This window comes from Paenibacillus sp. JT31N7 (genome assembly GCF_059692095.1).
The window spans coordinates 132,689-146,400 of the sequence record NZ_JCAUAT010000003.1; the positions used below are offsets into that span (position 1 = coordinate 132,689).

16 protein-coding genes are annotated in these 13,712 nt (G+C 52.2%); 8 read left to right on the forward strand and 8 right to left on the reverse strand.

Going from position 1 to position 13,712, the window contains the following annotated elements; genetic code table 11:
* Positions 1–218 precede the first annotated feature (218 nt).
* Both AC58P5_RS15080 and AC58P5_RS15085 read right to left on the reverse strand, forming a co-directional pair.
* Positions 219–1,175 carry an LLM class oxidoreductase gene (locus tag AC58P5_RS15080; RefSeq protein ID WP_497387814.1) on the reverse strand — a complete coding sequence of 319 codons (957 nt, stop codon included), beginning with the start codon at positions 1,173–1,175 and terminating at the stop codon, positions 219–221.
* Positions 1,176–1,513: 338 nt separating this feature from the next.
* Complete coding sequence (locus AC58P5_RS15085; RefSeq protein WP_497387816.1) at positions 1,514–1,825, reverse strand: ArsR/SmtB family transcription factor; 312 nt, start codon at positions 1,823–1,825, stop codon at positions 1,514–1,516.
* A gap of 611 nt (positions 1,826–2,436) precedes the next feature.
* Between AC58P5_RS15085 and AC58P5_RS15090 the strand changes: the two genes are divergently transcribed.
* Complete coding sequence (locus AC58P5_RS15090; protein ID WP_497387818.1) at positions 2,437–2,874, forward strand: hypothetical protein; 438 nt, start codon at positions 2,437–2,439, stop codon at positions 2,872–2,874.
* A 61-nt stretch (positions 2,875–2,935) separates the two neighbouring features.
* Here AC58P5_RS15090 and AC58P5_RS15095 read toward each other — a convergent pair whose 3' ends face one another.
* Positions 2,936–3,859, reverse strand: a complete 924-nt coding sequence (locus AC58P5_RS15095; protein WP_497387820.1) for a S66 peptidase family protein — start codon at positions 3,857–3,859, stop codon at positions 2,936–2,938.
* A gap of 163 nt (positions 3,860–4,022) precedes the next feature.
* Between AC58P5_RS15095 and AC58P5_RS15100 the strand changes: the two genes are divergently transcribed.
* Positions 4,023–4,490, forward strand: a complete 468-nt coding sequence (locus tag AC58P5_RS15100; RefSeq protein ID WP_497387822.1) for a DUF6884 domain-containing protein — start codon at positions 4,023–4,025, stop codon at positions 4,488–4,490.
* 371 nt (positions 4,491–4,861) lie between these two features.
* On the opposite strand, the gene AC58P5_RS15105 is transcribed toward AC58P5_RS15100, so the two are convergent.
* Positions 4,862–6,694: a UbiD family decarboxylase gene (locus tag AC58P5_RS15105; RefSeq protein WP_497387824.1), complete on the reverse strand. Its 1,833-nt coding sequence runs from the start codon at positions 6,692–6,694 to the stop codon at positions 4,862–4,864.
* A 319-nt stretch (positions 6,695–7,013) separates the two neighbouring features.
* Here AC58P5_RS15105 and AC58P5_RS15110 point away from each other — a divergent pair, with 319 nt between their 5' ends.
* Complete coding sequence (locus tag AC58P5_RS15110) at positions 7,014–7,463, forward strand: FixH family protein (protein WP_497387826.1); 450 nt, start codon at positions 7,014–7,016, stop codon at positions 7,461–7,463.
* A 79-nt stretch (positions 7,464–7,542) separates the two neighbouring features.
* On the opposite strand, the gene AC58P5_RS15115 is transcribed toward AC58P5_RS15110, so the two are convergent.
* Positions 7,543–8,142, reverse strand: a complete 600-nt coding sequence (locus tag AC58P5_RS15115) for a biotin transporter BioY (RefSeq protein WP_497387828.1) — start codon at positions 8,140–8,142, stop codon at positions 7,543–7,545.
* A 77-nt stretch (positions 8,143–8,219) separates the two neighbouring features.
* On the opposite strand from AC58P5_RS15115, the gene AC58P5_RS15120 reads away from it, so the two are divergent.
* On the forward strand, positions 8,220–9,173 hold the full coding sequence (locus AC58P5_RS15120; protein WP_497387830.1) for an energy-coupling factor ABC transporter ATP-binding protein: 954 nt from the start codon (positions 8,220–8,222) through the stop codon (positions 9,171–9,173).
* Positions 9,154–11,136 carry an ATP-binding cassette domain-containing protein gene (locus AC58P5_RS15125; RefSeq protein ID WP_497387831.1) on the forward strand — a complete coding sequence of 661 codons (1,983 nt, stop codon included), beginning with the start codon at positions 9,154–9,156 and terminating at the stop codon, positions 11,134–11,136. The genes AC58P5_RS15120 and AC58P5_RS15125 overlap by 20 nt, the downstream gene beginning before the upstream one ends.
* Positions 11,137–11,264: 128 nt before the next feature.
* On the opposite strand, the gene AC58P5_RS15130 is transcribed toward AC58P5_RS15125, so the two are convergent.
* Positions 11,265–11,534 (reverse strand): hypothetical protein, encoded by a 270-nt coding sequence (locus AC58P5_RS15130; RefSeq protein WP_103995191.1) that lies wholly within the window; start codon positions 11,532–11,534, stop codon positions 11,265–11,267.
* 108 nt (positions 11,535–11,642) lie between these two features.
* On the opposite strand from AC58P5_RS15130, the gene AC58P5_RS15135 reads away from it, so the two are divergent.
* Positions 11,643–11,918: a hypothetical protein gene (locus AC58P5_RS15135; RefSeq protein WP_497387832.1), complete on the forward strand. Its 276-nt coding sequence runs from the start codon at positions 11,643–11,645 to the stop codon at positions 11,916–11,918.
* Here the strand turns inward: AC58P5_RS15135 and brfA are convergent.
* The gene (gene brfA / locus AC58P5_RS15140; RefSeq protein ID WP_497387834.1) at positions 11,861–12,115 is read right to left on the reverse strand and encodes a ribosome rescue factor BrfA; all 255 of its coding nucleotides are present in this window, start codon (positions 12,113–12,115) and stop codon (positions 11,861–11,863) included. The two genes, AC58P5_RS15135 and brfA, sit on opposite strands and share 58 nt — an antisense overlap.
* Before the next feature lie 218 nt (positions 12,116–12,333).
* On the opposite strand from brfA, the gene AC58P5_RS15145 reads away from it, so the two are divergent.
* Together AC58P5_RS15145 and AC58P5_RS15150 are read left to right on the forward strand one after the other, a co-directional pair.
* Complete coding sequence (locus tag AC58P5_RS15145; RefSeq protein WP_497387836.1) at positions 12,334–12,543, forward strand: hypothetical protein; 210 nt, start codon at positions 12,334–12,336, stop codon at positions 12,541–12,543.
* A gap of 139 nt (positions 12,544–12,682) precedes the next feature.
* A complete protein-coding gene (locus AC58P5_RS15150; protein WP_497387837.1) occupies positions 12,683–13,048 on the forward strand; it encodes a carboxymuconolactone decarboxylase family protein in 366 nt (121 codons plus the stop codon).
* Positions 13,049–13,286: 238 nt separating this feature from the next.
* Here the strand turns inward: AC58P5_RS15150 and AC58P5_RS15155 are convergent, their stop codons facing one another.
* Positions 13,287–13,544: a DUF2627 domain-containing protein gene (locus AC58P5_RS15155; RefSeq protein ID WP_497387838.1), complete on the reverse strand. Its 258-nt coding sequence runs from the start codon at positions 13,542–13,544 to the stop codon at positions 13,287–13,289.
* Positions 13,545–13,712: the final 168 nt, after the last annotated feature.

The following is a 13,712-nucleotide window of genomic DNA, read 5'->3' on the forward strand; positions in this document are numbered from 1 at the left end:
AAAAAACACTCCTTCTTCAGTTAATATTAAACACAAAAATGGATAAATTATAAATATTAGTTGAAACGGAAAGTTTTGTAACACTCTGATATTAAATTGAAACTAGACATTATATGTGTTTTCTATTAAATACACATATAATGTCCAGATGATCCACGTAGCCTTTTTATCGTGCCGCTCGCTGATTTAAGCCATTTCTCGTACCTAACAGAAAAACTTTATACTTTTTTATTGGATAATGCCGGGAAGAATGGCACCACTTCCTCCCCTAATTCTTGGATTACCTCTTCAACCGGCCGCTGACCATATTTCAAGTTGAATGCAAGATGGTTTACACCGATTTCTTTTAAAGCATTGAGGTATTCATTTAAAAATTGATGTCCAGTTCTGAATCCTAAGTGTATAGGAGTGGGACCTTCATTCGGGTTCTCTGATAAATCTATATATAAAGACTGACTAAAAGGCTTAAATTTATTTGTCAATGTACGCCATTCTTTAATAAGCGCTGCTTGATTATTTATATTTCGTGGGTAATAAAACCAGCCATCACTGTTTTCTGCTATCCATTTTGGCGTCTGCGTCGAATGACCCGTTACCAAAATTGGAATATCTTTTAATTCCGGTTTGGGTAACAGATCGCCATCCTGAAGGTTCAGACTTGGTGAATGAATTTCCGGAAATTCTTCATTCCACACTTTTCTCATGACATGCAAAGATTCTCGAAATAAATTACTCCGTTGTTCTCGATCTACTGAAAACGCTGAAAACTCGCTAGGGCGATCACCCGTAGCAATTCCAAGAACAAGTCGTTTCCCAGAAATTCGATCAACAGAAGCTGCTGCTTTTGCCACGTGCAGCGGATGGCGTAGCGTTGTGACAATACTTCCGGTACCCAATGAAATCTGTTTTGTATGGGCAGCCAAGTAACCAAGAAAAACCCATGGATCGTATAGCTGTCCTGCATCTCCAAAACTTGGGACATTTAACGGCACATCTCTAACGAATAATGAAGCAAAGCGTGCTTCTTCTGCCTTTTTTGCCAAGTTCATTTGATGTTCCAAATCCATCTCCGCGATACTTCCCTCATAAGACTCTAAAGGGAAATACAACCCGAGAGTAAGTTCCTTCTCTTTAAACATGTTTGAATAGCCTGTATGTGAAGCGAATTTATCCATTTTTCTTATCCTCCGTACATGAATGTAGTTAGTCAATAAAGCAGAAATCACAAAAGTACACATAATGAATCAACATATTACGAATGGATGATATGAAACAAAATAGTAATATGCGTTCTAACACATCAACATATTAAAATATGTCAATATATAAGGCGTAAATAAAAGAGGATGTCGCTATATGATTCCAACCAAGACCCCCAATTACAGCACCAAATTTTGTTTTTTCATTACTCATTGTTTATACTCCCTTCTAAATTATAGAATTACATTGTTATATCGCAAATTGTAAATATTTAATCTGAAAAAAATACTGAAAACAGATTTGAAACCTGGATTCAGTCTTTTTTAAATTCTTTTTTCAAAAATAACCCTACTTGATTAATTGCATCTTCGTTTCTTCTGTAATAAGTCCATTTACCAATGCGAGTAGCGGTAATTAGACCAGCTCGTTGCAATATTGCAAGGTACTGAGAGGCTGTCGACTGATTCATACCTAATTTCTCCGTGATTTTACTTACACAGACCCCAATTTCTTCAAGATCAATCCCTTCTTGGGGAGAGAAATATACTGCCGGATTCTTCAACCATTCTAAGATTTGCAAACGAGCCTCATTTGATAATGCTTTAAATACTTCAATTTGCTCCATAGAGACATATTATACTAACATATTGTAATTTGTCAATGTGTTGTGCTGTAAAAAGTTATCACCATAGCTCTTCAGTAGATTGAAGCTCCACAAATAAAGGATAGCGTTTAGAGAATGAAATACTTACGGTGTCCCTAAAATGTTACCCTGCCTATATCAAAAAGTTTACAACAAAGATTCCCCCTAACCACACCCACCATGGAGCCTTTTGCTTAATAGGATTTTTAATCCTGATAAAGAACGATCCTTTATTCCAACAACGATCACTAATGTGATAAAGCCGGTAAGAAAGTGGATGTGGATGTCGATGTCATGCCCATAGAAGCCATAAATACAAATAATGACGCGATTAGAGGCATTAACGGCCCGTGTAAAAGAATAACGGACAATGCTGAAACACTACTAATACAAGAAAGAATTAATGCAAGAATAAGAAAACTGCGTTCTGCCATCAAATGATTGAGCCGCCCAACAACCTGGGAACCAAGAATTAGACCAACTGCATTTGTCGCAAGTAAAGCCGAATACATTTGAGGTGAAACACCATAAATATTCTGATATACTGTACCGATAACAAGTTCCGCTTTACAGCATACGGGCTCTGGAGAAATATGACCGGAATTGATTCTATACAACCTGAAGTGGATGAAGTAGCTCAAGATTATATCAGCATAAAAGATGAGGAAAATATCCGCTTGGCGTTAAAGTATTTTAATTATACGATGTTATTTATAGCCGATGAACCCGAAAACCAGCAGACCAAAAACTTTACGCTCAAACAATACGTGGATTTTGTCAAAAAGAAGGCGGCCATTTCTAAAGAAGATATCTTAGATGAAAAACAAATGAGTGTGTTCGGATTTGACGCTGTGCAATTGACTTACAAAAACCATCTTGATTGGGACAGTAGAATTGATACGCTTATCATATTCAAATCGGATTCCCGATTTTATACGATCAGGAACTCATCCTATACGGAAACTTATAAAAATTCGCTTGAAAACTTTCAGCAATTACTGCAAACGATGAAATTTAACGAAAAGCAGTAGAATAGTAAACAGCATAGTAAAAGCTCACTCCCGTCCTTGCGGCAGAGTGAGCTTTTAACGTTCAATACCTTACAGCCGACTCCAGCAGCGTGAGCGCTGTTGCTGACGCGTTCAAATTCACATTGGCGCCGATCGGGATGGCGGCTTTGTAGTAGCCGTGCCCGGAGGCGAGGTTGGTCAGCAGCGGTTTCCCCAAGGGAACGATCACTTCGCTGATGAGGTTCTCGTACGTCTTGCCGTAGGCGGTCACGCAGTTGGTGCATTCGCCCATGACGATACCGGCGCAAGCCTGAAGCTTACCGGCCAGCCGAAGCTGGTCGACGTAGCGGTACACGGTGTTGACCGGCTCGTGCGTTTCTTCCAGGAGCAATATTTTTCCTGTGGTGTCGACTTCAAACGGCGTTCCCAGCGACCCCACCAGGGAGGTGAGGTTTCCGCCGATGATCGGGCCGGAGACGTTACCGGCAACTCGACCAACCAAGGGAATGCCCGGAGGGTTCGAGATGGGGCGGGGAGCCGCAATGGATGATGTCGCCGTAAAAAATTGTTCGAAATTGTACGACGGCGTGTCCGGCCTGAAATCGAGGAGCAGCAGGCTGTGAAACGTAATCAGATCCGCCAGCTTATAGAGGGTGTTCAGCAGCACGGTAATATCGCTGTAACCTGACACGATTTTGGGATTTTGCCGGATAAAAGCATAATCCAGGTACGGCAGGATGTCCGCGACGCCTACGCCGCCTCTTGTCGGCAGGATCATTTTCACACGGGGATCGGCGTAGACCGACATAAAATCTTCCGCGCGTTCCCGGTCTGTTCCGGCGAGATACCCGTTTACGGAGTACACGTATCGGCCCAGAAGAACGTTTAGTCCCAAGCTTTGCAAATAGGCAATCCGTGCCTGAATGGTCTCGGCGCTCAGCGGACTGCCCAGGGTGACGATTCCGACCGTATCGCCGGGCAGCAGTGCGCCTGGCTTGATCGCCATAGAACCGCCTCCTTTCCCGCTCGTTTATTACTAACGTATGAGAGAGGGAGGGGGAATAGGCTAGTAACTTGAGTCAAATCTGCTGATCCGATCCGGCTTCGGGAGCACTGGCAGATGATATCTGATACACTTAAGGCAAACTCATTTGAATGGAGAAGCCAGTATGCAATCGGACACCTTGTGCATTATTCCTCCCGGCAAAAGAAAAATATGGGACCGGGATGCCGCCCACGGACCGGCTTCGGCGAGAGACGCTTACACCGGAACCTTGAACCGGAAAGCGCGGGCCTACGCGGAAGCATGCGGTTACGATTGGGTCATTTTATCCGCGAAACACGGCTTCCTGACGCCAGAGGATACGGTACCCGGCAATTACGATACAGCTTTCGGAGCTGCGCATGCCGACATCATCTCTTCTGAGGATCTGGCCCGGCAGTGGACAGAGAAAGGGCTTTACACCTACAGCCGGATTGAAGTGCTCGGCGGCAAAAAGTTTCGTCCGATTATCGGGGTGCTGGCAGGTGCGGCAGCCGTTTATTTTCCTCTCCAAAACAGCCGTGGAATCGGGGATATGCTGCACTCGCTCGATGCTTGGACAGTACGGATGACGAAAGAGGCGGACGTTGAATGAAAGGTCCTATGAACGATTAAAGTGATGGCGTACGCATCGAAATAAACCGAAAACTAAAGCCGACTGAAAAAAACTGCACGCCGAAAGTATGAGAAAAGATTAAAACGATTTACCGAAAAATTTCGAAATTAGCAGCTGTTATTTTTAGCGATTTTCCTGGCTGAATACGGATGAGCTGTTAGATCCAACCGATAGGTTCCCTGCTGAAAATAAAAAAACACCACAGGCTTGAAGCCTGTGATGTCCGATACAAACAATCGATTGCAGCCGGTACGCCCGCTTGGGGCGAGACCAAGTTCTTCGGCACCTTCCATGTGTGAAGTCCAGTGCGGTTTGCGGTTGCTAAAAACCGTTAAAGATGCCGCTGCCGGTTAGCCTTTCAACACTCCGCCCAAGCTTGCTCCCGGGGCAAACAGCCGCCGGATATTCTTCTCGACCTCCGGGTCGGGTACGAGAGGCGGAGCTTGATGCGGCTTAACGCGCGCGTCAATGATGACATTGTCGCAGGCCCAGTGCTTATACTCGTAGGCGCTGTTCACGCCGTACATATCGTGCGACGGGTTGCTGCGGGTAAACGTGGCCCACAGAAAATTCGCGAAGTCCGCGCTCAGAAACTCGCTGTCGTCGCACAAAACGATCATCGGGCAGCCTGGCAGCGGTCCTTTGCCCGCTATATCGCCGCACAGATGCTCCAGCTCCAACGAAGCCTTCTCGTACGTCTCGAAGGCAGGTCCCTGCATCGCGACAACGCCCGGCATGACGAGCCGTGCCCCTCCGAAGGGAGAAAGTTCCGTCAGAGCAGCGGGGACTTCCGTGCACAAGTTCCTTTTCTTATCCCCGTAAGCGGCAAAAAGCACCTTGCTTCCGGTATTCAGGCCCGTACCCGAATAATCGAGCGTATCGATCGTGGTGTTCGTGTAAAAGTGTATGTCCCGTCTCAAATCGATCCGTTCAAGGATATAGGCGAGAAAATCTTTTTCCTTATGGGAATCGAGCGGCTGCTTGTCTTCCGCCGTCATAAACAAATACTTGGCCAGACTCAGCTGACCTGTGCCGAGCACGCGGTTGGCCAGCGTAAGAATTTCCGCAGGCTGCTTAGTCTGCTGATAAGGCGTATACCGCTCGCTGCCGATCGCAAACAGAAGCGGATGCACACCCGCCGCATCGACGGCATGAACTTCCTTGACGCCGGGGATCTCTTGCTTGATCGCATCGCCCGTCAATTCGTGTATGAGCTCGCCGAACGAGGTGTCCTCCTGGGGAGGACGTCCCACGACGGTAAACGGCCAGATCGCGTTTTCCCGGGCGTACACTTTGTGCACGCGCAGAACCGGGAACGGGTGCGTCAGGCTGTAGTAGCCGAGATGGTCGCCGAAAGGGCCCTCCGGTTTCGTTTCGCCGGGATAAATCTCTCCCGTAATGACGAAATCCGCATCGTGGCTGATGCAGTAGCCGTCCGTATAGCTGTAGCGGAAGCGGCGTCCGGCAAGCAGGCCGGCAAAGGTCATTTCGCTCAGTCCCTCCGGCAAAGGCATAACGGCCGACAGCGTGTGAGCGGGAGGACCGCCGACAAAGATGCTCACTTTTAAAGGAGCGCCCTGCTTGGTCGCTTTGTCCTGATGAATCCCGATGCCCCGGTGAATCTGGTAGTGCAGGCCGATCTCCTTGTCCGTTTCGTAGTCGTTGCCGGTGAGCTGGACGCGGTACATGCCCAGATTGGAGTTCATGATCCCCGGTTTCTCCGGGTCCTCCGAATAAACCTGCGGCAGGGTAATGAAGGCTCCGCCGTCCATGGGCCAGTGCTGAATCAGGGGAAGATCGGAAATCGAGATTTCTCTGAAGTCCCCGGGAAGGCCGGTTTTTTTTAACGGAAGGGCTTTAAAAGCGGCAAGGCCGTTGCCCGCGGTTTTGAACGGCTGCTTAAGCGCCTTGACCGGGTCGTTTCGAAGGGCGATGATGTTTTCGGCGTCCTGCCATGTATGTCTGAAAATAAATTTGCTTCGTTCCAGCGTGCCGAACAGGTTGGAAACCGCCCGGAACTTCGAGCCTTTAACCTTTTCGAAGAGCAGCGCCGGACCACCCGCTTCATAGACTTTTAGATGAATGGCCGCCATTTCCAGGTAAGGGTCGACTTCTTCTTTGATGCGGATCAGGTGTCCGTTTTTTTCCAAATCGGCTATGCAATCTTCTAAATGGGCGTACATGGTCGATAGTCTCCGTTCTCTTGAGGTCGGCTGTTTACGCGAAGGTTCGCCAGCCCTTAAAATCAGTTAAAGCCAATTTCGGCCGGGTGTCAAATGAATCCGTCTCAGCTGAGGCAGTTGCGTGGATATTATCGCTTTTGATCCGATTTTTTAGCGGTATTATCCGCTTCGATAAGAAATGCCGCTGCGTGGAAGGGTTTGTAAAAAAGGCTTGTTTAACGTGCTTAAATCTCCTATTCTAAGAGAGTGAGAACGTGTGGATTCGAATAGAAGGTTACCGCGGCCCGTAAAGCTAAACGGATAACCGGAGGCGTCTACTATGAAAAAAATACTCGCAATAACGTTATTGGCCGCTTCACTGGCGCTATCGGCCTGTTCGCAGACGGCAAACACTTCGGGCGGGACCAAGCAGGAGTCCGCAGAGGGGTTAACCGTGACCATTATGGCGCCGGAAAAAGTGCCGCTGAACCAGGAAACCGTTCTGAAGGTAGAGGTCAAGCAGGGGCAGGAGCCCGTCAAAGATGCGGGAGATATCCAGTTCGAAATCTGGAATATCAAGAACGTCGACACCGCCGTAAATGTGGTTGCAGCCTACGAGGACAAGGGGGTCTATAGCGTAAAAAACACGTTTAAAGAGGACGGGATTTATTTTGTCCGGACTCATGTAATCGCTCGCAATCAGCACATCATGCCCAAGCAGAGAATTATTGCCGGCAATGTGTCCGATGAAGAGATCAAGACGTTCGAAGAGAACACGAAGAAGAAATAGCAGCGCACGTAAAAAAGCCGGATCTGCGGAAGCAGACACGGCTTTTGCTATGAAACGCGGGCGCAAACCCAAACAACGCTTACCTGGAAGCCCAGGCGCTCCCCGCACCGTCCAGCCGGGAAACGGGATACATTTTTCTGACAGGCAGGACGATCAAGGCTCCGATAAACGCTTTTACGGCATCGCCGGGGAGATAAGGAAAGCAGCCGACGGCTAAAGCTTTGGTCAAGGTCATGTTGGTAACGACATGGGCCATCCAGGGAACACCGGGAACGTACAGCAGCAGCGAGCCGAATACGAAGAGAGTCAAGAAAGTAAGCACGAAGGCGGTGACTCCGCTGCCTTTGATGCGCGGAACCAGGAGGCCGATGAGCAGAGCGGCGAAAGGGTACGCCCAGATAAACCCGCCTGTCGGACCGAGCACCAGATCCAGTCCTCCTCTTCCGTGCAGAAGCGGGAGCCCCAAAGCCGTCAAGCCTACGACGAGAGCAATGCTGAAAAAGCCGTAACGGGCGCCCAGCAGAGCTCCCGCCAGCATAATGGCGAAATTCGCCAGCGTAAAAGGCACCTGCGAAAAGCCGAATTGAATATTGACGAAGCTTAGCGCAACAAGCAGTGCCGCAAACATCGCGCTGAACGTAATCCCGCGGACGGTGAATGACGAACGTTTCAATTGCATCTTCTCCAATCATTTGTTAACTTTGTAATATGTATTTTGGTTGACAATCCGCATTGTAGCACAGCAGGGGCGGTTTTGTGAATAGGGTTGTGAACAGGCTGGAGGTATTTGCACGGGAAATGGAAAACGATCACGAGAAACTTACGCAATCCCCCTATAGAATGCACGAAGTGTCCGTCGTCAAAAGAGGAGAGCCTGCGGAGGGCGTCTCCGCCGCGGATCAAACACTTCTGAACGAAATAAATATAGAGCTGCATAAAGGCGAGTGGCTCGCCATCGTCGGCCGCAACGGAAGCGGCAAGAGCACCCTGGCGAAAGTGATGGCCGGGCTCATTCCGGCGGCGGGCGGATCTATCGAACCCGGCTGGACGGCCGGGGAGCGGATGCGCATGGTGCTGCAAAATCCGGATACCCAGCTTATCGGCGAGACTGTTTACGAAGATCTGTGCTTCGGAATGGAAAACGCCGGAATGAATCCCGAGCGGATGCCCCAAACAGCCCGTCACGTACTGGGGCTCGTCGGCTTGGCGGACAGGCTTCATGACAGCTGCGAAGCTTTGTCGGGCGGCCAAAAACAGCTGACGGCTGTGGCGGGAGCGCTGGCTGTCGGAGCTTCCGTTCTGCTGATGGATGAAGTGACCTCGATGCTGGATTCCTTTTCGCGCAGGATGGTACTCGAAGCGCTTTCGCAGCTTCACGGGCAGGGCGTGACTATCGTCTGGATCACTCAGAGGCTGGATGAACTCGCTCTTGCGGATAAGGTTATCGTGCTGGATGAGGGGAAAACCGTCTATTCGGGCGATGTGAGGGATTTTTTGTATGGGAGCATGCCGGATGAAGGCTCTCGCGGCAAAGGTAGAAGAATCGGAACGGCTGCTTCTCCTTGTCTGGAGCAGGGATACGAGCTTCCCTACACGGTAGAGGTGACGCGAGAGCTTCACGGGCTGGGAGCCCTCGGTATTGAAGAACGGCCGGTAACGCCGGGCGAATTGATGGAGGTTTTGAAGCGATATGGACTCCCTGCACGTTAAAAACCTTTCCAAATCCGTCGGCGGGACGGAGGCTTTTTTTGCCGTCCGGAACGTATCCTTCACCGCGGGGCCGGGAGAGATCACTTTGCTCGTGGGACGCAGCGGTGCGGGTAAATCGACGATGCTGGATATGCTGGGAGGGCTGTCCGCTCCGGGCGGGGGCAGCATCCGGTACGGAGATACCGAGTTGTGGCCGGGCAGTAAACAGAGCGCAAGGGAAGCGAGGCGGAAGCTGGCGCTTGTTTTCCAGCATCCGCACGAGCAGCTTTTCGCGGCGACGGTCCGGGGGGAGTTTCACTATACGCTGAGGCCGTTCAAGCTGAGCAGGGAAGAGCGGGAAGCCCGCATAGCCGGAGCGCTGGAGCTGTTCGGTCTCGGCCCGGAGCTGCTGGACGAGCGTCCTCACGAGCTCAGCGGCGGCACGCAGCGCAGAGCGGCCCTCGCGTCCGTCTTCGTGTCCCGGCCCCGCTGGCTGCTGCTCGACGAGCCGACGGCGGGCCTCGATCACGAGGCGGCCGCGAGGCTCACCGGCACGCTGCGCGACTGGACGCGGCGGACGGGCGGCGGCGCGCTCGTCGCGACGCACGATCTCGATGCGTTCCTGCCGGTGGCGGACCGCATCGTGATGCTCTCGCAGGGTACAGTCGTACACGACTGTACCCCTGCGGAGCTGGCTGCGCGTCCCGCTATGCTGGGGGACGCGGGGCTTCTGCTGCCGGAAGCGCTGGCGCTCGGCAGCCTGCTTCGCCGGCACGGCGTGGACGTGCCGGCAGGGCTTCCCGCGCCGGAAGAGACGGCGCAGGCAATTGCCGCCGCACTGGCGGCGGGGGCGCGGCGCGGGCAAAGCGCGCCTGCTGCGGCGGGCCTTGCCGCCACGGAGGAGCGGGCGCCAGCGCTAAGCGTCCCGGCCTCCGCGCACGCGCCTGTGAGCCTCGGCAGCGCGCCCCGCGGGGCCGTGCTTTGCGGCCTTGGCGCGTCTGCCGCTTCCGGCAGCCCGCCAACCATCGCTTCCGGCAACGCGACCGCCCCGGCCGATGTAGTTTCAGCCGGCCCGTTTGAATGCGGCATACCGGCCGGCTCCCCGACTATCGAGGGTGGCTCTTCTGCCGCAGGGACCGTACAGGCCGGCACCCCGGCCGATGACCGGTCTCCGGCTTCCGGCAGCAGCACATCCCCGGCAGCGGCCCCCAATTCGCCCGCTCTACCGGTCGGCCGCCGCTTCGATCCGCGAACCTTCTGGATCGGCTATGTGCTTTTGTCGGCGGGGATCCTGCTACAGCATTCGCTGACCGGCCTGGCTGTATCCGCGGCTGTAACCGTGCTGGCCGTCCTGCTGTCGCAAGTCTCCTTCAGGGCGGTCTGGAAGCCCTTGCGCGCCTTTTTGATCTTCACGGGCCTGTCGGCTATCATCGCCGGACTGACGATTGGGGCCGGTCAAGGAGGAAGAAGTCCAATAGGCTTCGATCCCCAAGCGGCCCTCTCGGCGGTCCGGGCGTTATCGAATCTGATGCTGGTGCTTGTCCTTGGCGTCCTTTTTCCGCTTACGGTGGGTTATCTGCGAATGAAGCAGGGAGTGGAGCAGGGGCTGGCCGTTCTTGCGGGGCTGAAGTTTCCGGTGGAGGCCATTGCCCTGACGGCTTCGCTTATGTTCCGGTTTATTCCGCTCATCGGCGGGCAGTGGAACCGGTTCGGCCGTATCGCTAAAGCAAGGGGACAAGGACGCAGCGGTAAAAGCGGGCTCGGGCTTGCCGAGTTCCGGATTATGACGCTGCCGTTCATGTTCTCCCTGATCCGCATGGCCGACGAGTTCTCGACGGCTCTGGAGATCAGGGGCTACAGCCGTACGGGAGACAGCAGGACCCGAAGCCGGACACTCCGGATGCGGGCTCGCGATTATGCCGCGATGGGTGTTTTTCTCCTCGTATTTCTATGCTTGGCCGCCCTCGCCCGCCTGGTCGGATAAACACACCGGCCTTCCCGCAATTCCTTACGGATGCCGTGTCCCTGGGCATCTCATACGCCCGGCATATAAAAAGCCTGCAGAACGGATGAACGTTCCACAGGCTTTTTATGCTTTCTTCCGGAGAAGGGTTAGGATTCGATTTTTTGAAGGGCTTGGCCGGAAATGTTGTCCAGGTACCGATCCAGGCAGTTGCAAAGGAAATCTTTGCGGCAGATCGGGCAAGGCTCCTTCAGCAGCCGGGAAATACGGGACGGTTTGATTTCTCCGGATTGCAGATTGCGTTCGAAGAAAATACGGCCGTGTGTACGGTCTTTCAGAACGACAACGACTTCAAACAAGCCGTTTTTCGGGTTATCGCTTACTTTGGTTGCTTCAACAACCTGCGGATCATATGCCATGTTTCTTCCTCCTTAGTCACTCCTGCGTCTTCGGACAAAGACAGGCAGTGGATTTTTATATTATAATAAATTCAGCACGTTGTATTCAATAGAAAGGTTGGAGGCCCCGTGGAGATCGATTATGCGGAAGTGATATCGGAAGAGAACGAACTGAATCTTGCCGTTGGCGTCCATTTCGAAGACGAGCCGGATTCCTATTACGTCGTGGATATTCTGGCTTCGCCGGAAGGACGCATACGCAGCCTGGAACTGCTGTTTAACGGCTTTGCCTGCAAATACACCTTCAAGCCGGACGAGAAGGAGCAGCTTGTCCGTTACTTAAACGCTTATAACCCGCTTGCTCTGCCCTGGGTGTTCCCGGATGAAGATGCCGGTGTAAAATAATAAACGGAACCGTCCTCCGTATGCGGGAACGAGTTCCGTTTATGTTTGTGCGCGACTCTTCTTTTTTTCTCCTGCAGAGTCGGTGTGGATTTGGTGGCGGGCTGAACGCCGGTCCACGATTTCCGTTTGATTGCGGGATCGAGTTTTCCTTCGCGGATACTTTTGTCCCGCAGCTTGCGTGCTCGACTGATCGCCATGTCGGGTTGGCCTCCTTTTAAGTCTTGACAGACTCTTGAATACTCTATCTAGTATACTCCTTTAGACGCCGGATTGACAATGAATAGTACCGGCAGCGAAGATGTGAGCCCTAACATACCGCACCGAGCGAGCAAGGCGGGACGGCCGGGCCTGAAGCTAACGGGACGCTTACTGTCTTACAAAGACCACAAACATATATAGGGAGGTGCCGGGAACCGTGAAAATCAGAATAGACCTATCCGTAGGCGGCGAGAACATAAAAGAAGCTTTTCTTCAGATCGAGGATCGCAAAGTGGATCATTTAACGGAGGAGGAACTTCTGCAAGCGGTTGAGATCAATATCCGCAGCTGGGCGGACCGGGAAATCGGAATCTCTTGGGAAATCGTGGAGCACCCCCGGCGGCCCGAAGACGAAGAAGAAGGCTGAAGCGCAGCGTCCGGTGTTCAGGCTGTTAGATATGCGGAGCGGAACGGCGCCGACGCCGTTATTTGCTTTTCGTATTGGCGCAAGGCGCTTGGGGCACTCTACAGGAGACCAAACGGAATCTGCCAGTGGGGTGAATACAATGAGTTCTTTAACACATGCGGACGGCGGGGCGATGGACGCCAAGATCGACGCCTATAAAGCCGGAATTTCGCAGCTGCAGGAACAGCTGCCTGCGGTTGCGGACGCTTATCATCAGTTTACGGGCGAATGCTTCAAGGACGGCGCGCTCCCCGCGAAGACCAAGCAGCTGATTGCGCTGGGCATGGGGCTTTTTTCCAACAACGAGGTCTGCACGTTCTACCACGTCCAGGAAGCGCTGAGCAAAGGGGCGAACGCCGAGGAAATCATGGAAACGGTCGCGGTCGCGGCCGCAATCGGCGGAGGACATGCCATGTCCCAGGGAGTCACACGGGTGGAGCAGGCTCTCCAAAGTGTCGTTCATTAACGATTGATGATTTTTACCGCGGCATAAAAAAACAGCTCCCTGCTGAAAGGATTCCCTTTCCGGCGGCGGGGCTGTTTGTTTGAGACGGGGCTTGCATAGGTGAAGGTGGCTGTCCTCCATTAAAAACCGGACCGGAATAAATTGTGCCGGGCGGATACCCGCCGTCTTCCGTCATGCGACGCCGAACCGAGCGCCGGGAGCTGCGGATTCCTTTTCGCCGGCCTGACCCAACTGACTATTACCGCCTGCGCTTTACTTTGAACCGTGGTGCAACGTAATTGCGCTTGCGGTCGCGGAAAAAGGTCCAGCCGCCGATAAAGGCGACGCCGAGACCGAAAAGAATGAAACCGAGGACGAATTTGCCCCATTGCATATAGCCTTCCGCCTCGAATTGATGGAAAAACGCGTCTTTCATGGACAGAAAACCGTAGGTCGCCATAACGCCGGGAATAACGAGAAGCATGATCGCGACAAAACGGCTTAATTTATCTTTCATAAATGCGGCTCCTTTACAAATCAGAGAAGAGAATAAGTGGGGGCTAAGCGCCTTTATTTCCATGATACCGTGTCCGGATGGTTCTGTCTATTTTCGGGCGACTACTATATTTTAAGGGCGTACAGGGGTTACAATGAACGGGACGGGGATCGGCCGTACGGGGGCACG